Consider the following 21,700-nt stretch of genomic DNA (forward strand, 5'->3'; position numbering starts at 1 on the left):
CGTCAGTCCGAAAGCAGTTGGCGCAGAACGTAGGGGAGGATGCCGCCGTGGACGAAGTACGCTTCCTCCGCCGGTGTATCGATCCGCAGCGTTGCTGTGAGCTCGCTCGTCTGCCCGTTGGACTCGATCTGTACGGTGACCTCGCGCGGGAGCGGGTTTTGGCCTTCGAGTCCAGTGATTGAGTAGGTTTCCTGACCGGTCAGGCCCAGGGACTGGGCGGTTTGTCCGTCCGGGAACTGGAGCGGGAGCACTCCCATGCCGATGAGGTTGGAACGGTGGATCCGCTCAAAGGACGTGGCCAGGACAGCCTTTACTCCGAGCAGCGAGGTGCCTTTGGCCGCCCAGTCGCGGGATGAGCCGGAGCCGTAGTCGGACCCGGCGATGACTATGAGCGGGACATTCTCTGCTGCGTAGGAGGTGGCGGCGTCGAAAATGCTTTGCTGTCCGCCGTCAGGCCAATGCCGGGTGACGCCTCCTTCGACGCCGGGCACGAGCTGGTTGCGCAGACGGACGTTTGCGAAGGTGCCCCGGATCATCACGTTATGGTTTCCCCGGCGGGAACCATAGGAGTTGAAGTCCGCCGGTTCGACTCCTTGCTCCATCAGATAGCGGCCGGCGGGGGAATCCTGCTTGATGGCTCCGGCGGGCGAGATATGGTCAGTTGTCACTGAATCCCCCAGCAATGCCAGGACGCGTGCTCCGGTTACGTCCCGTACAGGTTCCGGATCCCGGCCCATGCCGTCAAAGTAAGGGGGACGCTGCACATAAGTGGAAGTCTCGTCCCAGGCGAACCTGTCTCCTTCGGGTATATGCATACCCCGCCAGTTCTCATCCCCGGCATAGACATCGGAGTACCCTTCGGTGAACATCTTCGCCTCCAGGTTCCCATCGACGACGGCTTTGATTTCAGCCGTCGTCGGCCAGATATCCCGAAGATAAACCGGATTGCCATCGCCGTCCGTGCCCAGAGAATCGTTGAGCAGGTCGGCGTGCATGCTGCCGGCGAGGGCGTAGGCGATCACCAGCGGCGGCGAGGCGAGGAAATTCATCTTCACTTCGGAGTGGATACGGCCCTCGAAATTCCGGTTGCCGGAAAGCACTGAGGCGACGGACAGGTCATGATCGGCCACGGCAGTGCTCACAGCCGGGATCAGCGGCCCGGAATTGCCGATGCAGGTAGTGCAACCGTAGCCGACCAGATCAAAGCCGAGCTTCTCCAGATAGGGGGTGAGCCCGGACCTGTTGTAGTAGTCCGTGACCACGCGCGAGCCGGGGGCGAGAGTGGTCTTCACCCATGGTTTGCTGCTCAAACCCCTTTCTACTGCCTTCTTCGCCAGCAGCGCAGCGCCGATCATGACCGTCGGATTCGAGGTGTTGGTGCAGGAGGTGATAGCGGCGATGACCACATCGCCGTGATCAATGGTCGAAGTTTTTCCGTCCAGGAGTACTTCGGCAGGGTCGGACGGCCACTGGAAGGCTTTGCCATCGTCCTCATACTCAAACGGCGGATCATCCCGCTCAATCCGCTGGCTGATGGCAATCGGGTCGCTGGCCGGGAAGGAATCCGCGGAAGCATCATCAAGGCCGCCCTGGATGGCGTCTTCGTGCGTTTCTCCGGCGAGCAGGCCGCGGATGGCGCGCGGGGCCACGGCCAGCGGAATGCGGTCCTGCGGCCGCTTCGGTCCCGCAATCGAGGGCGTGACAGTGCCCAGATCGAGTTCGACGATCTGGCTGTAGTCCGGCACCTGGTCCGGGTCGTGCCATAGCCCCTGTTCCCTGGCATAAGCCTCCACCAGCCTGATCTGGTGTTCGTCCCTGCCTGTCAGGCGCAAGTAGCCCAGTGTTTCGTCGTCGATGGGGAAGATCGAACCAGTGGATCCGTATTCCGGGCTCATGTTGCCCAGAGTTGCCCTCGTTGCCAGCGGGACGTTGGCCACGCCGGGACCGAAGAAATCGACGAATTTACCCACTACCCTGACCCGGCGCAGCAATTCCGCGACCGTGAGGACCAAATCGGTGGCGGTCGTCCCTTCCGGCAGCTCGCCGGTAAGTTTGAGGCCGACAACCTGGGGGATCAGCATGCTCATCGGCTGGCCGAGCATGGCAGCTTCGGCCTCGATGCCGCCCACACCCCAGCCCAGGACGCCCAGGCCATTGACCATCGGGGTGTGGGAGTCGGTGCCCACCAGGGTGTCCGGGTAGGCCTGCAGTCCTTCAGGGCTTTCCCGGGTGAAGACCACGCGGGAGAGATATTCCAAGTTGACCTGATGGCAGATACCGGTGTCCGGCGGGACGACCAGGAAGTCGTCGAATGACTGTTGTGCCCAGCGCAGGAGCTGGTAGCGCTCTTGGTTGCGTTCGAATTCGAGCTGGGCGTTGATCCCGAAGGCATCGGGACGGGCAAAGACATCGGCAATAACGGAATGGTCGATGACCAGTTCGGCAGGAATCAGCGGATTGATCTTCTTCGGGTCCCCACCGAGGCCGGTCATGGCATCGCGCATCGCCACCAGATCGACAACACAGGGGACACCGGTAAAGTCCTGCATCAGCACCCGGGCAGGGGTGTACTGGATTTCCGCGTTGTTTTCGGCCTGCGGATCCCAGTCACCCAGTGCTGTGATCTGTTCAGCGGTAACCAGCCGGCCGTCTTCGTTGCGCAGCAGGTTCTCCAACAGCACTTTGAGACTGTACGGGAGCCGCCCGGACCCCTCGATCCGGTCGATCCGGTGGATCTCATAGGATTTGCCATCCACGCTCAGTTGATCCCGCGCGCTGAAGCTGTTCGTCGTCATGTCTTCCTCTCCCGTAGCAGAAATTCCTAGATGGGTTGTCTCGGGGCAAATTTGATGCGGCGGGGCTTCCAGCCCATCGGGGACAGGTTCACCGGCTGCCAAGTACTCCTTTGCATCTGGCAGATCCCGGCTACGGTTCACGAACCGGGAAGAGCCAGCGTTGGTGCTGGAACTGTCAGTCTCAGGAAGAAACAGCGTGGCTGCGCCAGTAGTCATTGGCCGCGGCTACGGTGGCGAATTCTATGGCCACAACGTGTGTGGCCATAGTGAGGGAATCAGCATTCGTGGCATATCCGGGCCGGAGCTGCTGTCGGGTCTCGGCATCTGTCTGAATTGCGGCAACGGTCTTGCGGGCCAGCATGATGGCCAGTTCCCGGCCCTGTTCCGGTGTCTCTGTTATCAGGGTGTTATTAGGTACCAGTGCCATCGAAACCTCCATATGCAGTGCTGCACGTCATAGCAACTGTGACGGCAGTTGGTTCCAACCTACGTTACGGACACTGTTTCTCCCCGTACATGATCTCAATCATCCTCGCCGGCTTTTCTGTACAGCTGTGGGCATAACGGCCACGAGGCCATGACGAACGCCGCCCATAATGCTGGGCGCGCAGAGGTCGGCGCCGGGCAGCCGGCTTCATATCCTGCCGGCGGCGGGTACGGCGCCACCCTTTCCACCCCGGGAATCGTCATGCATCAACGGCCAGGGCGCCGGGGCCTGCGGTTGGAACGGATTCTGGCGTGGGCTGATCCGAGCGCCGGAATCATAGCCGGATGGCATAATCCAGCTATGAACCCGGTCCGGAAGGGTTATTAGATGCAGAAGTTCTCGTTGACCGCAATCGGCCGGTGCCACCCCAATACTGCCCGTCGCGCTGCCAGTGGACGGAGCGCGAACACTTGAATCCCGGCGAGGCAACGGTTTTTTGTCTTGCAAAGTCGGGTGCATCTGGCTACGCAAGCTGACCAATGGGAGGGGCGGACCGGAGACCTACTCGTTGTGCCGCTGGGATTTTATTCGGTAAAGGCAGCTGATGACTCGGTGGTTCTGCTCACTGTGGCGAAAACGGGCAGGGAATACCACTAGCCCGGCGGTTCTCTGGGTCAACAAGCCCGAAAAACAAGCGCAGGAGCATCCTGAGGCTTTTCGGGCCGGAACCTGATGAGGTTGACCTGTTCACGTCCCCAAAAAACATAAGGCAGTAGGGGCTGGAAGGTGTGGTGTAACGGAAGTTCATCCCTGGGCTGCGGCTGCCAGGCGGGTCCGGTTGAGCACGGTGGTCCAACGCCGCCCTGTTTCGATAATTCCCTCATCACGAAGCCTGCTCATCACCCTGCTGACCGTTTCGGGGGTCGTTCCCGTCAGGGCAGCCAGATCGGCGCGAGTCAGGGGAAGTTCCAGGGCAAGTGTTTCGCCCTGCGGAGCACCAAGCTTGTCAGCCAATGCGAGAAGGGCGACAGCGACACGTTGCCGGACGTTATTGGCAGACAGACTCCGGATAGTCTGCTGGGCCTGCTCAAAACGGTGAAGAACTTCATCCAGGACAGTCAATGCCAGACGCGGATGACGTTCCATGACATCTTTGAAAACATCAGCGGATATCTCCAGGACACACGAAGCAGCCATGGCCTCAGCAGCGTCCGCGTACGTTGGCTCTCCCAAAATGCCGAGTGTTCCGAACCCTTCACCCGGCCCGAGAATGTTCATTACAACGTCTTGGCCATGGGCAGAAGGCCGCAACAGCTTCGTTGTGCCGGAGGCCATCACAAACAGACTCTCAGCCTCATCGCCGGCCCGGTAGATGGTTTCCCCGGCCCGGTAGCCACGCGCTTGCGTCCTCGGCTCGATATCCCGTATTTCTGCCGCCGTGAGTGCTGCGAAGAGGGGCACGCGGCCCAGAACTTCAAGACGAACCGATCTTGGACACGTGTGCGGGGCAGCAGATCGGTCCGTTAGGGGAAGACGGCGTCGTTCCTGAACTGTCATGCGTTCCTCGAATCATCTCGCTGCGCGAAATAAGTTGAAGCTGTAGGCCCGGCCAAGCAATTCATTGTCTAAGGTGCACCGATCCTCTATTGAAGTCTATCCACCCCTATCCGCGCGGGCTACCGGCCCGCGCGCGAGGCAAGATGACGGTTGGGCCAGGCACACACCGTATCCGCACTGACCTCTGCGCATCGGTTGGCCAGGGCCAGGGGCAGGGCCAGGGGCAGGTTAGGGGCCGCTCTCCTGGCGGCCGTCGCTACCGGGCCAGTAATAGCTGTCGGGCAGCGTTCGGGCACCGAATATTGCTTGTCCGACACGCACGACGGTGGCGCCTTCCTCGATCGCGGTTTCGTAGTCTCCGGACATGCCCATCGACAGCTCAGCGGGTCCGACAAAGTCGGGGTTTTCCCCGCGTGCCCGGTCCCGGAGGGTGCGCAGTAACGCGAAGCAGGCACGCACGTCGTCAGTATCTGAGCTAAACGTTGCCAGTGTCATGAGTCCGCGCACGCGCACCGCCGTGTACCGCGGCAGCTGGGCGAGGAATCCGGGCAGCTCCTGCGGCGGTATCCCGTACTTGGAATCCTCGGCAGAGGTGTTCACCTGCACAAACACATCGAGACCACGGCCGGCAGATTGCAGACGCCGGTCAAGGGCTTCGGCGACGCGTAAGCTGTCGAGCGCTTGGAATTCACCGGCGAACTCGGCGACGTCCTTTGCCTTGTTGGTCTGCAGATGCCCTATCACTGACCAGGACACGTCAAGCCCGGCGAGGTTGCCGTGCTTGCGCTTGGCCTCCTGCACCTTGTTCTCTCCGAATGTGCGGCATCCGGCCTGCACCGCGAGGCGGATACGGTCCTCGGGGACCGTCTTACTCACCGGCAACAACCGCACCTCGGACGCGCTGCGTCCGGCGCGTGCGGCCGCAGCGGCAATTCGCGAACGGACGGTCGCGATGTTGCGCACGAAATCGGCAGTACTGTCCGCTGACGGGTACTGCGACTCGCCAGCAGCCGCTGCCCTACCAGCAGTCGTCATAGCCCAGACCTTATCAAGGCTTTATGCCGATGCGGTCAGTACCATCCGTCGGCGAAGAGGGAACCCCCAAGACTCTGGCCCAGACACTGGCCAGCCCGAGCCCTCTCAGGAGAGGTAGCGCAGCCAGCAACGGCTGCTCAGGCGTTGCAGGTGGGGACCCTGGACCCATTGTCAGGTACCTCCGACGTTGTTAGCGTGAGCAGAGACTGCACTCGCTTCCCTTGTGGCGAACGTGGGGTCCGGAACTTCGTTTCAGATTCACATTGGTCCTCCAATGAAACCGAGCGCGAAAGGACCACCATGAGTACTACCATGAACAGCGGGTTGACAGATGCGTTGATCAAAACCCGTAGGTTCTTCACCAAAAAACAACAGGTCTCTCCCGATGGCCGTACCCTGCTCAAGACGGGCGGACGTTCAGGGGATTCCTTCTATCGGGATCGCTGGAGCCACGACAAAGTAGTCAGGTCGACTCACGGAGTGAACTGCACTGGCTCGTGTTCATGGAACGTCTACGTCAAAGACGGCATCATTACCTGGGAGACCCAAGCGGTCGATTACCCTACGGCAGGTCCTGATAAGCCCGAATATGAGCCGCGGGGATGTCCGCGCGGTGCCTCCTTCTCGTGGTACACCTACTCGCCGACCCGCACCCGGTATCCATACATCCGAGGCGTCCTGCTCGAGATGTACCGCGAAGCCAAGGCACGGTTGAAAGATCCGGTGCTTGCCTGGGCTGACATCACCGAAGACCCTGAGCGGGCTGCGCGATATAAGCGTGCGCGCGGCAAGGGCGGGCTGGTGCGCGCGAGCTGGGACGAGGCGATTGAGATCGTCGCTGCCGCCCACGTGCACACGATCCGTAAATGGGGTCCGGACCGGGTTGCGGGTTTCTCGCCGATCCCGGCGATGTCGATGGTTTCCCATGCCTCCGGGGCACGGTTCGTCAACTTGATCGGCGGGTCGATGTTAAGTTTCTACGACTGGTATGCCGATATGCCGGTAGCTTCACCGCAGATGTTCGGCGACCAAACGGACGTGCCTGAGTCCGGCGACTGGTGGGACGCCAGTTACCTGATGATCTGGGGCACGAACGTTCCCGTAACCCGGACGCCGGACGCCCATTGGATGATTGAAGCCCGCTACCGCGGCCAGAAAGTAATTGTCGTTTCGCCCGACTTCGCCGACAGCACCAAGTTTGCTGACGAGTGGTTACCGGCTGAGCCAGGCACCGACGGCGCGTTGGCGATGGCGATGGGACACGTGATCCTCAAAGAGTTTTACGTCGACCGCCAGACACCGTACTTCACTGACTATGTCAAGAAATTCACCGATTTGCCGTTCCTTGTCACCCTCGATGAAGCGATAGACACAGCTGGTGAAACCACGTTTACCGCGGGTAAATTCCTGACCGCGGGGGACCTCTCTGACGAAATTGTGCCTGAGGAGGAAAATGCCGAATTCAAAACAGTGTTGGTAGACGGGGCCACTAACCGGCTCGTTGTTCCTCCGGGCACTTTGGGTCACCGGTACGGTGAAACCGGTGAGGGCAAATGGAACCTCGACCTCGGCGACATCGATCCGACACTGTCCCTGTTTGAGACCGCTGACGAAAATGTTCCCGTCGATATGCCGCGCTTCGATGCGGGCCAGGGGAACGTGGGCGTCATCCGGCGCGGCGTACCGGCACGCCGGGTGGCCGGCAGGCTGGTTACCACAGTGTTCGACCTGATGCTGGCCCAATACGGGGTCGGACGCCCGGGACTGCCCGGGACGTGGCCCAGCGGCTACGACGATGCGGAGTCGCCCTACACGCCGGCCTGGCAAGCGAACATTACCGGTGTTAGCGCAGAACAGGCCGAGCGCATCGGGCGGGAATTCGCGCAGAACGCGCAGGATTCGAAAGGCCGTTCCATGATCCTGATGGGGGCAGGTACAAACCACTGGTTCCACTCGGACACCATCTACCGCACGTTCCTGACCATGACGACCATTACCGGTTGCCAGGGGGTTAATGGCGGCGGCTGGGCGCACTATGTCGGCCAGGAAAAGGTGCGCCCACTGACCGGGTATACCCAGTTGGCAAACGGTCTGGACTGGCTGCGGCCACCGCGCAATATGGTGCAGACCGCATACTGGTATCTGCATACCGACCAATTCCGTTATGACCAGTTCGGAGCGGACACGCTCACGGCCCAGACCGGCAAAGGCCAGCTGGCGGGCAAGACCACCGCCGATGTGATCGCCCAATCCGCCAGGCTGGGCTGGATGCCGTCCTACCCGACCTTTGACCGGAACCCGCTGGTGATCGGCGCCCAGGCACGTGAGGAAGGCAAATCGGCGGCCGATTATGTGGTGGAAGAGTTGAAGGCCAGCCGGCTCAACTTCGCGGCTGAAGACCCTGACGCGCCGGAGAACTTTCCTCGGGTGCTGTCGCTGTGGCGGTCGAACCTGTTCGGCTCATCGGCTAAAGGCAACGAGTATTTCTATAATCACCTGCTGGGGACTTCGCATACCGTCAGTGCGAAGGAGACGGTGGAGCGGTTTCGTCCCAAAGAGGTCAAGTGGCATGAGGACGCGCCAATCGGCAAGCTCGACCTGATGACGACACTCGATTTCCGGATGACGACGTCGACGTTGTTATCCGACATTGTGTTGCCTGCTGCCACCTGGTACGAAAAGCATGATCTGTCCACCACGGACATGCACCCCTTCGTCAACTCGTTCAACCCAGCCATCTCACCGCCATGGCAGTCGCGCACCGACTGGGATGCCTGGCAGCAGATCTCACGGGTTTTCAGCCAACTGGCTGTGCGCCACCTCGGTAAACAGACCGACGTCGTCGCCGTTCCCCTCACGCACGACACACCTGACGCGATGGCTTCGCCACACGGCCGGGTGCGGGACTGGAAGTACGGCGATTGTGAGCCGGTACCCGGTGTCACCATGCCCAAGATCGTAGAGGTGGAACGGGACTACACAGCGATCGGGGATATGATGCGCGCCGTCGGTCCCCTGATGGACACACTGGGTGCCACCACGAAGGGAATCACCTTCGACCTAGGCGAAGAGATCGCCGCGCTGAAAGAGATGAATGGTGTCGTCCGGGGCGGCCCTGCTGACGGCCGGCCCGATATCCTCCAGGACAAACAGGCCTGTGAAGTGATCCTGACCTTGTCGGGCACCACCAACGGCCGTTTAGCAACAGAGGGCTTCAAGACACTCGAGAAGCGTACCGGCAGACTGCTGCATGACCTTGCCTCCGAGCACGAAGGCAAACGCATCACCTTCGCCGATACGCAGCACGGCCCCGTGCCCGTCATCACGTCACCGGAATGGTCCGGGTCCGAGACAGGTGGGCGGCGGTATTCACCGTTTACCATCAACGTGGAGCGGCTGAAACCGTGGCACACACTGACCGGCCGGCAGCACTTCTACCTTGATCACGACTGGATGACCGAACTCGGCGAGGGTTTGCCGACCTTCCGGCCGCCGTTGGACATGACCGCGCTCTTCGATGAACCCGAAATCGGGGCCACGCCCGGCCATGGCGTTTCGGTGCGTTATCTGACTCCGCATAACAAGTGGTCGATCCACTCCGAATACCAGGACAATCTGTTCATGCTCTCGTTGTTCCGCGGGGGGCCGGGCATCTGGATGTCGCCACTTGATGCGCAGAAGATCGGCGTGAGGGACAACGAATGGGTCGAGGCGACCAACCGCAACGGTGTGGTCAACGCCCGGGTGATCGTCTCGCACAGGATGCCCGAGGGAACCGCCTATATGTACCATGCCCAGGACCGGCTGATTGATATGCCGGTATCCGAGACGACCGGCCAGCGTGGCGGCAACCACAACTCGTTGACCCGCCTAATGATCAAACCCACCCACATGATCGGCGGCTATGCGCAGCAGACGTTCGCCTTCAACTACATGGGACCCACCGGTAACCAACGCGACGAGGTCACCGTGATTCGGCGGCGCAGTCAGGAAGTGACGTACTGATGAAAGTCATGGCTCAGATGGCGATGGTCATGAACCTGGACAAATGCATCGGCTGCCATACGTGCTCGGTCACCTGCAAACAGGTATGGACGAACAAGTCCGGAGCCGAACATGTCTGGTTCAACAACGTGGAGACCCGGCCAGGGCAGGGATACCCGCGGACCTACGAAGACCAGGACAAATGGAAGGGCGGATGGACGCTCAATAAACGCGGCAAACTGAAACTCAAGGCCGGCGGCCGGCTGAAAAACCTGGCCACCATTTTCTCCAACCCGAACCTTCCGGGCATCAACGATTACTACGAACCATGGACCTACGATTATGAGAACCTGACGACGGCACCGGCGCAGGACCATATGCCGGTAGCACGGCCCAAATCGTTACTCACCGGTGAGAACACGGAGATCACCTGGTCATCGAACTGGGACGACGACCTCGCCGGATCCGTCGAGCACGGACACAACGACCCGATCCTCAAACAGGTCGGCGATAAGATCAAATTCGAATATGAGCAAGCCTTCATGTTCTACCTGCCTCGAATTTGCGAACACTGCCTGAACCCCTCCTGTGTCGCCTCGTGTCCCACCGGAGCGATCTACAAGCGCGAAGAGGACGGCATCGTCCTGGTCGACCAGGACCGCTGCCGCGGTTGGCGACAGTGCGTGACCGGATGCCCCTACAAGAAGATGTATTTCAACCACAAGACCGGCAAGGTCGAAAAATGCACCTTCTGTTACCCGCGCATTGAAATCGGCCAGCCCACGATCTGCTCCGAGACCTGCGTGGGCCGGCTGCGCTATCTCGGGTTAATGTTTTACGATCAGGACAGCGTCCTGGAGGCTGCCTCCACCACCGACGAACACGGTCTCTACGAAGCCCAACGCGACGTGTTTCTAGACCCGAAGGACCCGGAAGTTATCCGGCAGGCGCGGCTCGCTGATATACCGGAAGACTGGATCGAGGCCGCCCAGCGCTCACCGATCTGGTCGCTGATCAACGAATACAAAGTCGCTCTGCCGCTGCACCCCGAATACCGCACGATGCCGATGGTCTGGTATATTCCGCCGCTCTCCCCGGTTGTGGACGCGGTCAGCGAGACCGGCGAAGACGCCGAGCGCAAGGACAACCTGTTCGCCGCAATCGACCGATTGCGCATCCCGATCGAATACCTTGCCGGATTGTTTACTGCCGGTGATACGGCACCGGTGGATAAAGTGCTGCGCAAACTCGCCGCTATGCGTTCCTACATGCGCGACATCAACATGGGTTGGGAGACCAACGAGTCGATCGCCGAGGCAGTCGGAATGACCGGCCAGGAAATCAAAGACATGTACCGTTTGCTCGCCATCGCCAAATACGACGAACGCTACGTCATCCCGCCGGCCCATTACGAAGATGCCCACAAACTGGAAAACATCGCCACCGAATGTTCCCTGAACGTTGACGGCGGACCGGGAATGGGCGGAATGGACGCATCATTCGGTGCAGACCCCAACATGGGCGCCGACCCGGGAGTCAGCTCATATAACGGACCTGCAAGGCCCGAAGGGGTGCGGATAAACCTGCTCAACTGGAACGGGCAGGGCACGCCGGACGGCCTCTTCCCTGATGGAAACGACAAGCCATGACCGCGCGCATACCGACACTCAAATACTCACCGGACCAACTGACGCGGGCATGGCAATCTGCATCGATGTTGCTGGATTACCCCGATGATGAACTTTTCTCCCGCCTTGACCTGCTGAGCGAGGTATCCGCCTCTCTGCCGGCGAAACTCGGCACCGGCTTGCAGGAAACAATCGACCACCTTCGCTGCCAGCCCATTCACGAATCCCAAAGCGACTACGTCGACACGTTCGACACCCGCCGGCGCGGGTGCCTTTTCTTGACCTATTTTGCCCAGGGCGAGACCAGGAAACGAGGTCTGGCATTACTGCGTATCAAGCAGGTCTATGCCAAGGCCGGCCTGGTATTGACCGAAGACCAACTTCCCGACCACCTCTGTGTCGTCTTGGAATTCGCGGCCATGACCGATCAAAAAGCCGGCCTGAAAATGATTCTTGACAATCGGGCCGGTCTCGAACTCCTCCGGCTCCACCTGATTGAAATTAACTCGCCGTGGCGTGGGGCTCTGGAAGCGGTTTGCGCCACCCTGCCGGCGTTGAAAGGCAAAGACCACGAAGCGGTCCGACAGCTCGCTGCCGATGGTCCTGAAGAAGAGCAAGTAGGCCTTAGCCCCTATGGGATGCCTGATCTATTACCGATGCCCGGAGGCGCATGATGGCTACTGTCCTGGATGTATTTTTGTGGCTGATTTTTCCGTACATCTGCCTCACGATCTTTGTACTCGGCCATATCGTGCGCTACCGGTACGACAAGTTCGGCTGGACTTCCAGATCGAGCCAGATGTATGAGGACAGCATTCTGCGTTGGGCCAATCCGATGTTCCACTTCGGCATTCTGGCCGTCTTCGTCGGTCACGTGATGGGCCTTGGTATTCCTCAAAGCTGGACCGACGCGGTCGGGATTTCGCACGAGGCCTACCACTTTATGGCGATCTCGGTGGGCGCTCTGGCAGGTGTGTTCACCATCGTTGGCTTGATTGGCCTGCTCTACCGCCGCCGCTTCACCAAATTGGTGCTGGGAGCAACCACCAAAATGGACAAGCTGATGTACCTCATGCTCGGCATCGTTATTCTGAGCGGGCTGGTCAACACCGGTTCCGGTGCAGTCGGAGATTACAATTACCGCGAAGGCGTCTCCGTCTGGTTCCGCAGCATCTTCTACTTCAACCCGCGCCCCGAGTTGATGCCCGATGCCCCGCTCAGCTTCCAGATCCACGCACTGGCTGCCATCGCGCTCTTCGCGCTTTGGCCGTTCACCCGCCTGGTCCACGCGTTCACCGCGCCGTTAGGATATTTCTTCCGCCCCTACGTGCTGTACCGCAGCCGCGATGCACATGAGGGCTCGCGAGCACGGCGGCGCGGCTGGGACAAGGTCGACACCATCCCCCGGCGGCGTTAATCCCAAAACATCTGGTCAGCGAACCCGTTGGGGAGCATCCAGCGTAGATCAACGCCAGCGCGGCAGAGCGTTCCAGCAGGGGGAGCCGGAACCTCGTTCCCGCACTGCCAGCCCCTCCTTCGATCCTTGCACTGCCATGTGATGAAAAGCCGGTAAAGGTGCCCGGACCGATCACCGTAATGGCAGGTATCAAGGCGGACACGCTCCTCTGTGCATAAAACCGGTTTGGCTGACGCCATCAGGGAACAAGGCCGGATGTCGGCCTCGTCCGGGTGAGGATCTCTGCCGGAGGAGGAATGCCGCATGCAGGATCGGACGTTATCGTCACTCCCCTTGCAGGGCGGGTAACCATCACAGACGGCGCAACCTCTGTCGATGTCGCGGTTTGTTGGCGGCCAATAGAGACTGCCCATAATTGGCCAATGGGACTCTGCCCATTTGTGCCCTCATGGCCATTTGGGCTGCCCACTGACGGCCAGCTGAAACGCCGTCGATCGAGGATGCAGGGGGCATGGGACCTCGCCGCTCACGCCGCGATTATGAGGCGACAAACCTAGCTGCTTTCCGTTCATTCGGTCCGCGTCGTGGCCGGACCTCGACTGGCGGACCTGGAAAACAAGGGCAAGGCCGAAAGCCTGCGGCCGGGGCTCCTCCTCGTCGCAGACAGTTTCAAAGCGCTCTTGACCTCTCTGGACTCATGAAGTTGCCGACCTTCCGTGGGCACCTATCGGTCGCCTCGCATCTGGGAATTCTTCAAGTGCGGAGTGGCCCACTTGCAGCCACCTCCTGATGGCCGCCGATGGGCGGTTTTTCCTGGCTGCTGACAGAGGTCGGCTCTTCTGCACTGGTCCTCAAGGACGAGGAGGTCTCGCTGACCAATCCCGGGGAGGAGCCTGCCGAGGTCATCGTCTCGGCCGGTCCCGCAGACTTTGTCGTCGGGATCCGTCAGTGGTCGGCCCCCCGAAACTTGATTCACAGGGGGAACATCACGACCGCAGGACAAGTCCGCCGCGTGCCCTTGGGGGCGCTCCCGCTCCCCGGAATGAAGGACCGAGAAGACGTGCACAAGAAATTTGTTCCTGCCAAGCCTGCTACGGTGCGTCCGCCAATGTGGTCACGGAGATGAAAATGGCTTATCACATCGATTTCATCGGGGCAGCCGAGTCAGGTAATCCTCCGGACCTGGGCGGTGAAGCTACCCGAGGAGAGTGCGAGGCAGGACTGCACGGTGTTGACCCATCCAAGCAGAACGATGATCCAGAACAGGCTGCCGGCGCTGTTGTAGATCCCCTAAAGTGTGCGCCGCACCGCCGTCGTTGTTTGTTGCCGGATACGCGACACGTGGCTGCGTGCGTGTTCTACGGCTGGTTCCAGCTCTGCGAACAGGTGTTTGTGGTGGCGCAAAGATTCCAGCACACCCACGTGTTTTACCAGCTTCAGGTGCCGCTCCTGGATCCCCTTGATGAGGACCGTGATCCCGCGGCGTTCCAAGGCGGTCACGAGCTCGGCGATGACTCTTGCCCCGGTGGCATCGAGGATCTGCAGCTGGGACATCCGGATGATGACCACGTGGACATTGCGGATGGCGCTCACCCGTTCCAGCACGCGCTCGGACGCGCCGAAGAACAGGGCCCCGTCGAGGCGGAAGAGGGCGATCTGTTCGTCGCCGTCCTGTGCCAGGCCGGGAAGTTCCTCGCGGTGCACACCGCTTGTTTTGACGAGGGAACGCAGAGCGAAGAAGGCCGCGAAGATGATGCCGATTTCCACCGCCTGGATCAGGTCGAAGGACACCGTAATAACGGCCGTGACGAAGAAGGTGACGGTATCGGCACGAGTGGAGCCGATGACGCTGCGCAGCGTCGCCGGTGAGATCATCCGGAAAGCGGTCACCATCAACACTCCGGAAAGTGCTGCCAGCGGGATCTGTCCCACCGGCCCGGTGGCCAGGTAGACGACGCCAAGGAGTACCAGCGCGTGCACGATCGTTGAGGCGCGGGTCTTTGCCCCGGCCCTGATGTTGACGGCGGTCCGGGCGATGGCGCCGGTCGCCGGCATGCCGCCGAAGAAGCCCGAAGCCACCGATGCCAGGCCCTGGCCCACCAGCTCGCGGTCCGGATCATAGGGCCCGGTATCCGAGATGGACGCGGCCACCCGAGCCGATAGCAGTGACTCGATGGCGGCCAGCGCCGCGATGGTCAGGGCGGGAGCAAGCAGCGTTGTGACCAGTGACAGGTCGAAGAAGGGAGCGGACGGTGCCGGTAGCGAGTCCGGCAGGTCACCGATTCTCGTAACGGGGAGCCCGGCCAAACCGGCGACCAAGGTGGCGACAATGATGCCGATGATGGAGCCGGGCAGCTGCGGATGGACCTTCGGTGCGACAAGCATGATGGCGGCGACAATCAGGACCAGGACAACCGGCCAGACAAAGGTGGCAGGATCCGTGTTCTGCAGTGATTGGAACGCAGCGACGGCGGCATTGGTGCTGTCGCCGGCTGGAACGCCGAAGGCAGCCGGGACCTGCTGCAGGAAGATGATGATGGCGATGCCCAGGGTGAAGCCCTCAATCACCGGCCACGGAATGTAGCCAACCGCGCGGCCGAGTTTCAGGGCGCCGGCGACCAGAACGACGACGCCAGCCATGATCGTCACGAGGGCCAGGGACTGCATGCCGTGCAGGGCAATAACCGGGGCGAGCACCACTACCATGGCACCGGTCGGGCCGGAAACCTGGACATTGGAACCGCCGAAAACAGCGGCCACAATCCCGGCCACGATGGCGGTGATGAGTCCGGCGGCGGCACCGGCTCCCGAGCTGACGCCGAAGGCCAGGGCCAGCGGCAGGGCAACGATGCCCACCGTGATCCCGGCAATCAGATCATTCTTCCAACTGCTCTTCAGCGGCGCATAGTCTGCCTTGCCCGGCAGCAGTTGGCGGGCCGAGCTCAGGAGGTTCACGGCCGGTCCTCTGCGCTCGCCGATCCATTGGGCAGGGCCATGGACAGTTCAAGATTCTTCTGGGTGGTGGTCAGCACTTCGGTCAGCAGGCTGCGGGCCACCGTCAGCAGGTCAGCGACCTGCGGGTAGGCCAGCCGGTAAAACACCTGCAGGCCGCGGCGCTCGGCCAGTACCAGATGATGGCGCCGCAATACGGACAGGTGCTGCGAGAGGTTCGAGGCTTCCTGGCCCGTGCCGGCAATGAGGTCGGCTACGGAAACCTGGGGCGACTCCGCCAGGAGTTCCAGCACGCGGATGCGTACCGGATGGGCAAGGCCTTTGAAGAGATTCGCTTTGACCTCGTAAAGCGGGGCGTGGAAATCGGGTTGGTCGACCATGGGCAGCTTTCACTCATTCATTAATTTAGGATTTCATCATATAACAATTCGAGAATGGGAAAGCCCCTGTTGGCCGGAGGAAGGCTATCGATGCAAGTCGCGTCCGCGCTCTCCGCTGTGCGTCGAGTGGCAGGCCAGGCTGGCGCGTTGGTCCCCGGGCAGGTTTCGGGTCCCCCTGGGACGGAAGTTCTCACACCGCCCCACCTGGACCCTGGGCTGAGTCAGGGACAAGGGCCGCGATAGTCGTCTGACAAGACCGGCCTGATTCTTTACTCCACGCATTCCTATATGGGTATATGATGGTTGCATGGCACGAGCAGCGACAACGTCGGATGTATTCAACGCGATCGCCGAGCCACGGCGCCGGGAGATCCTAGTGCTGCTGCGGGCGGGTGAACGGCCGGTGATCGAGTTGGCCCAGGAGCTGGGGATACCCCAGCCGGGGGCGTCCAAACATCTGCGCGTGCTCCGAGAAGTCGGGCTCGTGCGGGACCGCAAGGCTGGAAAGCAACGCATGTACGGCCTTGACGCTCGTGGGCTGCGAGCTGTCCATGAATGGACCGGCGGGTTCGAGCAGTTTTGGAACGAGAGCTTTGACCGTCTGGACACCTACGTGCAGGAACTCAAGCAGGCAAAACAGGAGGAGTAGCTGATGAGCAAGACGGGACGAGGAGTGCCGGCGCAGTCCGCGACGGCCGACCGCGAGATTGTGATCTCCAGGGTCATCGACGCCCCACGGGACCTGGTGTTCGAGGCGTTTACCGGTGTGCGGCACCTGTCGCGGTGGTGGGGGCCGGAGGGGTTCACCACGACCACGCACTCGTTCGAGTTCCGCGTCGGCGGGGAGTGGGACTTCGTGATGCACGGACCGGACGGGACGGACTACACCGAGTGGATCACTTGGACCGAGATCGCCCCGCCGGAGCGGATCGCGATGCTGCACGGTGAGTTCCGCGGCGACCCGAACGCCTTCGGGTCGGTCCTGACGTTCGAGCCTGACGGTGCGGCGACCCGGATAGAGATGCGCACGGTGTTCCCCACCAAGGAGCTGCGCGACGAGGCTGCCGAGAAGCATCACGCAATCGAGGGGGGCCAGCAGACCCTGAGCAAACTGGCTGCATACGTCACCGAGATCGTTCGGAAGGGAGCGGAGGGCTGATGGCTGGGAAGGTGTTCTTCAGCGTGTCGATGTCGCTGGACGGGTTTATCGCCCCCGAATCCTCGGAGGAATTGATGGGGCAGCAGTGGATGGAACTGCAGCAGTGGATCTTCCCGCAGCGGTTCCTTCGGGAGAACCTGCAGCTTGGCGAGGGCGGCGAGGAGGGGCGCGATAACGACATCGTGAGGGAGACGTTCGAGCGCACTGGCGCGAGCGTGATGGGCAAACGCATGTTCGACGCCGGCGAGCATGCGTGGCCGGAGGAGGCTCCGTTCCACACGCCGGTGTTCGTCGTGACGCACGAGAAACGTGACCCCTGGGAGCGGCCGGGTGGGACCACCTTCCACTTCGTTAACGACGGCTTCGAGTCCGCGCTCGACCAAGCCCGCGAGGCCGCTGGCGACCGCGACGTGCGCATCGCAGGTGGCGGAGCGACGATTCTGGAGTACGTAAACGCCGGCCTGATTGACGAGTTCTCGATCGCGCTGTCGCCCGTGCTGTTCGGCTCCGGAATCCGCCTGTTCGAGGGCGTGGACGCGGGCCGCGTGGCCCTGGAGCCGGTCCGCGCGGAACCTTCCCCACGGGTGGCGCACCTGACCTACGCAGTCCGGGAGCGGTAGCCGCACGGCGGACGGGAAGAAACACCCACGGCTTGGGCATGCTTTGATCAGAGACTCGGCCACCTTTGTGAGCGAGTCGATCGCAAACTGCCCCTTGCCCTGGCGATGCTAAAGCACAGACCCCTCGATAATTTTGTTACCGCTGCCTTACTGCGTGGCGGATTCCTGGGCAAAACAAAGCCCCTGCTTCCCTTTGTTCATAAGGGAAGCAGGGGCTTGCTATTTGGCGGTGACGGTGGGATTTGAACCCACGTTGGCTTGCACCAAACAACATTTCGAGTGTTGCACCTTCGGCCGCTCGGACACGTCACCAGACGCGTCAACTTTACCGGTAGTTCGGCTGTGGCCCAAAACGGCGGGTCAGCAGTCCGTCAACGGTTCGTCCGTGGCCCGGTGCATGCCCTAGATGCCTCCCACGCCCAGCTACATTTCGACGACGTCGTTCTTGCCGACGTCGGGCTGCTCACCGGTGACCATTCCCTTGGCGAGCTTGAACAGGGTGGCAACCTTGGGGGAGTCGGGTGCCCAGTATTCGGCGGTGTCCGCCGCGACCCGGATCAGGGCAACCGTGGGATCATCCTTCCCGTTCTCGAACCAAGGCTCGACGGCGGCGCTCCACAGGTCGTCGATCTTCGGCCTGTTGTGCACAATATCCGCGGTACCGGAAATGGAGAGGTAGCCCCCGCCCGCGTGAACCGAGACGTTGACCTGCTGGTTGGCGCGGATTTCGTCGGCCTTGGGGGATGGGTCCTGGGTGAAGAACCAGAGCAGGCCGTCGAACTCCACCGACTGCAGGGCCAGCGGACGGCTGACCAGCTGGTTTTCGGCGTTCACCGTGGTCAGCACCGCGATGTCGGCGTCCTTGAGGATCTTGGCTACTTCCTGGTGTCCGTTTTCTTGGTTAGTCATCGCTATCCTTTCGGGTTCCGGAAATACCAAGCCTACTTGCTATTGGTGGGATGGCTAATCGCGGTGGGACTCGAAGAACTCCCGCAGCAGGTTCCCGCACTCATCATCCCTGACCTCGGGATAGACCTCCACCCAATGGTTGAGCCGGCGCTCGCGGAGGATATCGAACACGCTGCCGGCCGCCCCGGCCTTTTCATCCCACGCACCGAACACCACTTTGGGAACCCGGGCAAGAACCACCGCGCCGGCACACATGGCGCACGGCTCCAGCGTGACCACCAGAGTGCAGCCCTCCAGCCGCCAGGAGCCCAGCTTCCGCGCCGCCTCGCGGATAGCCACCATTTCCGCGTGTGCGGTGGGGTCGTGGTGGGCTTCGCGCTCATTCCGTCCCGATCCGATGACCGTGCCATCCGGACCAATAACGACGGCGCCGATGGGTACGTCCGCGGTGGCGAGGGCGAGGCGCGCCTGTTCCAGCGCGAGGCCCATCCACTCGCTGTGCAGCGGATCCGCAGGCATCATGTGCTCAATTGTTGCCGCGGGCGCTGGTTCGGACAACTTCGGCCGGCCCCGGGACAACTCTGGACAACAATGAAGAGCTCCCGACAACTTGGGGGTTGTTTGTGCTGCCTATCCGCGTGACTGTAACTTTGACGCATGCGCGTACTCGAAGTGGACCACCCTCTTGTTGCCCACAAACTCACAGTTCTCCGCGACAAGACCACTCCGTCGCCCGTTTTCCGCCAGCTGACCGAAGAGCTGGTGACGCTGCTGGCCTACGAGGCCACGCGGGACGTGCGGACGGAACCGGTGGAAATCGAGACGCCTGTGACCAGGACTGTCGGAACCGCCTTCACTAAGCCCACCCCGCTGGTGGTGCCCATTCTCCGCGCCGGACTCGGCATGCTCGAGGGCATGACGAAGCTGGTTCCCACGGCGGAGGTCGGCTTCCTCGGGATGGCGCGCAATGAGGAGACGCTCGAGGCCATCACCTATGCTGAACGTCTGCCGGCCGATCTGACCGGCCGCCAGGTCTTCGTGCTGGATCCGATGCTGGCCACCGGAGGCACCCTGCGCGAAGCGATCAAGTTCCTGTTCAAGCGCGGCGCCGCCGACGTGACCTGCATTTGCCTGCTCGGTGCTCCCGAGGGCCTGAAGATGCTCGAAGCGGAACTGGGCGACGCGGACAACGTGACCATCGTGCTGGCTTCGGTGGATGACCGGCTGGATGAAAACGCTTATATCGTTCCCGGTCTCGGCGACGCGGGGGACCGGCTGTACGGTATCGCCGGCTGACCCGAACCTGAGAGGCGCCTCCAGCCGGTTGTGCTACAGGCCGGGACCATGCGTTGAGCAGTCCACATAGTGGGACACTTGCATCTTTATGGGCATCTATGATCGTTCAAACTGCATATACATACTGGCAACGTGCATGAATATGCCCCGGCTCCGCGCCGTACCAGCCATAAGGCGCCTTATAATTATTCAGAGCCTTGAATGTGAGTTGGAACACAAAAGGGGCGGAAATCTCACGATGCGAGACGAAACGGCTTTTGTTACTTGCACGTACCGTTTATTACGGACAAAATCAGAGACGTGAACAACATTTCAACAGCATCTGCAGCCGCAGCAATCTTGCCCGGATCCCATTCCGGATGGACCCTGTGCTGTTGTCGAATGCAGGCCTAACTCAACACCCAAGAGTTATCCAGGCAATTCATCTGTCCGATGGCGGGCAAACAGCATCCCGTGCGGGCATACCATGCATTCGCGCCGTGATGACGGCCATTCACATATGAGGTTTTAGAACATGTCAGTTTCATCCGGATACGTCCACATCTCCGTCCGCAACGCCCAGAACCGGGCCGCCGCAGCGCAGCGTCAGGGCTTCAACCGCCCGCAGTACGGCGCGCCCCAGGCAAATCCCGGCCAGCAGTACCGTGTGCTTCGTGCTGTTCCCGGGCAGTTCGACGGCGATGCCGCCAACCCGACCACCGCTCCCACCCCGGTGATCACCCCCAATGGGGAACCAGGCCCGCAGGCAGTGTCAGCTGACACTGTTGCTCGCGGGTTTGTTTTGTATGTAGGCCTGGACGAGTCCGCAGCCGCGGCAGCCGGTACGTCACTGACACAGCTCGCTTCCCAGATCCGCTCCTATGTCCAGACTCTGGTTCCCGGAGCGCAAAGCCACGCCGCCGTCGCACTGGCACCTGCCGAAGCGCAGGGCGAGAATATCGACGTCGTCCGCCAGGCCCTGGGTGATCCGACCGTCAGCCGCCGTCCCCGGACCGAGGTCCAGGCGCGGACGGTGCACGCAGCGCAGCAGACGAGCCGTCCCAGCGGTGTGCTGATCGACCTGTCCCGCCGCGAGGTCCATCTGGATGGCGAAACCCTGAACCTGACTTTCAAGGAATTCGAGCTGCTGAACTACCTGGTGGAAAATGCCACCCGGACCGTGGGCCGCGACGAATTGCTCTCCGGTCTGTGGAAGAACGCCGAAGAGGTGCCGAACGAGCGCACCATCGACGTGCACATCCGCCGCCTGCGTTCCAAGCTCGGGCGCCTGGCCAACACCGTACGCACCGTCCGCGGCCAGGGCTACCGGTTCTACGAGCACCCCGAGGTTGTTGTCTGGGCCGCTCCGGAGTACTCCATCTAACTCCTGCTTTATGGCCCGAGGGCGTCTCCACAAGGAGGCGCCCTCGCCGCTTTAAAGCCCGGCAAGCGCTTGCGCCGTTTAGACCGAAGTTACGTCTGTCTGAGACGCCGGAATCCCCGTGTTTGCGGGGATTCCGGCGTTATTCGTAGGTGGTTTTCTGGCTACTTGGCCCAGGTGG

The 21,700-nt window shown here is 61.5% G+C and carries 17 protein-coding genes and 1 tRNA gene; 9 read left to right on the plus strand and 9 right to left on the minus strand.

The features are described 5' to 3' along the window. Positions 1–2: 2 nt before the first annotated feature. The 4 genes from acnA to B0G38_RS11810 all read right to left on the minus strand — a co-directional run bounded on the left by acnA (position 3) and on the right by B0G38_RS11810 (position 5,814). On the minus strand, positions 3–2,795 hold the full coding sequence (gene acnA / locus B0G38_RS11795; RefSeq protein ID WP_264669631.1) for an aconitate hydratase: 2,793 nt from the start codon (positions 2,793–2,795) through the stop codon (positions 3–5). Between the two features lie 181 nt (positions 2,796–2,976). Then, positions 2,977–3,222 (minus strand): hexameric tyrosine-coordinated heme protein, encoded by a 246-nt coding sequence (locus tag B0G38_RS11800; RefSeq protein WP_264669632.1) that lies wholly within the window; start codon positions 3,220–3,222, stop codon positions 2,977–2,979. An 804-nt stretch (positions 3,223–4,026) separates the two neighbouring features. Then, positions 4,027–4,683 (minus strand): Crp/Fnr family transcriptional regulator, encoded by a 657-nt coding sequence (locus tag B0G38_RS11805; RefSeq protein WP_264669633.1) that lies wholly within the window; start codon positions 4,681–4,683, stop codon positions 4,027–4,029. Positions 4,684–5,007: 324 nt separating this feature from the next. Then, the gene (locus tag B0G38_RS11810) at positions 5,008–5,814 is read right to left on the minus strand and encodes a YggS family pyridoxal phosphate-dependent enzyme (protein ID WP_264669634.1); all 807 of its coding nucleotides are present in this window, start codon (positions 5,812–5,814) and stop codon (positions 5,008–5,010) included. Positions 5,815–6,114: 300 nt separating this feature from the next. Between B0G38_RS11810 and B0G38_RS11815 the strand changes: the two genes are divergently transcribed. Genes B0G38_RS11815 through narI form a run of 4 tightly spaced genes read left to right on the plus strand, consistent with a single transcriptional unit; the run spans position 6,115 to position 12,843 of the window. Next, entirely contained in the window at positions 6,115–9,819 is a 3,705-nt protein-coding gene (locus B0G38_RS11815; RefSeq protein ID WP_264669635.1) for a nitrate reductase subunit alpha, read from the plus strand. Next, positions 9,819–11,447 (plus strand): nitrate reductase subunit beta, encoded by a 1,629-nt coding sequence (gene narH / locus B0G38_RS11820; RefSeq protein ID WP_264669636.1) that lies wholly within the window; start codon positions 9,819–9,821, stop codon positions 11,445–11,447. Before B0G38_RS11815 ends, narH begins: the two co-directional genes overlap by 1 nt. Further along, complete coding sequence (gene narJ, locus B0G38_RS11825; protein ID WP_264669637.1) at positions 11,444–12,100, plus strand: nitrate reductase molybdenum cofactor assembly chaperone; 657 nt, start codon at positions 11,444–11,446, stop codon at positions 12,098–12,100. Before narH ends, narJ begins: the two co-directional genes overlap by 4 nt. After that, positions 12,097–12,843 (plus strand): respiratory nitrate reductase subunit gamma, encoded by a 747-nt coding sequence (narI, locus tag B0G38_RS11830; RefSeq protein WP_264669638.1) that lies wholly within the window; start codon positions 12,097–12,099, stop codon positions 12,841–12,843. Before narJ ends, narI begins: the two co-directional genes overlap by 4 nt. Positions 12,844–14,133: 1,290 nt before the next feature. Here the strand turns inward: narI and B0G38_RS11835 are convergent. Beyond that, complete coding sequence (locus tag B0G38_RS11835; RefSeq protein ID WP_264669639.1) at positions 14,134–15,798, minus strand: SulP family inorganic anion transporter; 1,665 nt, start codon at positions 15,796–15,798, stop codon at positions 14,134–14,136. Beyond that, positions 15,795–16,175: an ArsR/SmtB family transcription factor gene (locus B0G38_RS11840; RefSeq protein ID WP_264669640.1), complete on the minus strand. Its 381-nt coding sequence runs from the start codon at positions 16,173–16,175 to the stop codon at positions 15,795–15,797. The genes B0G38_RS11835 and B0G38_RS11840 overlap by 4 nt, the downstream gene beginning before the upstream one ends. 307 nt (positions 16,176–16,482) lie before the next feature. Here B0G38_RS11840 and B0G38_RS11845 point away from each other — a divergent pair, with 307 nt between their 5' ends. Genes B0G38_RS11845 through B0G38_RS11855 form a run of 3 tightly spaced genes read left to right on the plus strand, consistent with a single transcriptional unit; the run spans position 16,483 to position 17,954 of the window. Then, positions 16,483–16,824, plus strand: a complete 342-nt coding sequence (locus B0G38_RS11845; protein ID WP_264669641.1) for an ArsR/SmtB family transcription factor — start codon at positions 16,483–16,485, stop codon at positions 16,822–16,824. Between the two features lie 3 nt (positions 16,825–16,827). Continuing rightward, positions 16,828–17,334, plus strand: a complete 507-nt coding sequence (locus B0G38_RS11850; RefSeq protein WP_264669642.1) for an SRPBCC family protein — start codon at positions 16,828–16,830, stop codon at positions 17,332–17,334. Beyond that, positions 17,334–17,954, plus strand: coding sequence for a dihydrofolate reductase family protein (locus B0G38_RS11855; RefSeq protein WP_264669643.1), 621 nt, complete (start codon positions 17,334–17,336; stop codon positions 17,952–17,954). The genes B0G38_RS11850 and B0G38_RS11855 overlap by 1 nt, the downstream gene beginning before the upstream one ends. 224 nt (positions 17,955–18,178) lie before the next feature. Here B0G38_RS11855 and B0G38_RS11860 read toward each other — a convergent pair. The 3 genes from B0G38_RS11860 to tadA form a co-directional block, all read right to left on the minus strand. Further along, positions 18,179–18,266: transfer RNA gene (locus B0G38_RS11860), tRNA-Ser, on the minus strand. Positions 18,267–18,377: 111 nt separating this feature from the next. Then, complete coding sequence (locus tag B0G38_RS11865) at positions 18,378–18,863, minus strand: pyridoxamine 5'-phosphate oxidase family protein (RefSeq protein WP_264669644.1); 486 nt, start codon at positions 18,861–18,863, stop codon at positions 18,378–18,380. Positions 18,864–18,917: 54 nt separating this feature from the next. Next, on the minus strand, positions 18,918–19,385 hold the full coding sequence (gene tadA, locus B0G38_RS11870) for a tRNA adenosine(34) deaminase TadA (RefSeq protein ID WP_264669645.1): 468 nt from the start codon (positions 19,383–19,385) through the stop codon (positions 18,918–18,920). A gap of 135 nt (positions 19,386–19,520) precedes the next feature. Between tadA and upp the strand changes: the two genes are divergently transcribed. Then, positions 19,521–20,159: a uracil phosphoribosyltransferase gene (gene upp / locus B0G38_RS11875; RefSeq protein ID WP_264669646.1), complete on the plus strand. Its 639-nt coding sequence runs from the start codon at positions 19,521–19,523 to the stop codon at positions 20,157–20,159. A 514-nt stretch (positions 20,160–20,673) separates the two neighbouring features. Continuing rightward, positions 20,674–21,522, plus strand: a complete 849-nt coding sequence (locus tag B0G38_RS11880; RefSeq protein WP_264669647.1) for a winged helix-turn-helix domain-containing protein — start codon at positions 20,674–20,676, stop codon at positions 21,520–21,522. Positions 21,523–21,700 lie beyond the last annotated feature (178 nt).

The sequence above is a fragment of the Crystallibacter permensis genome, assembly GCF_025960875.1.
Lineage (GTDB): Bacteria > Actinomycetota > Actinomycetes > Actinomycetales > Micrococcaceae > Crystallibacter > Crystallibacter permensis.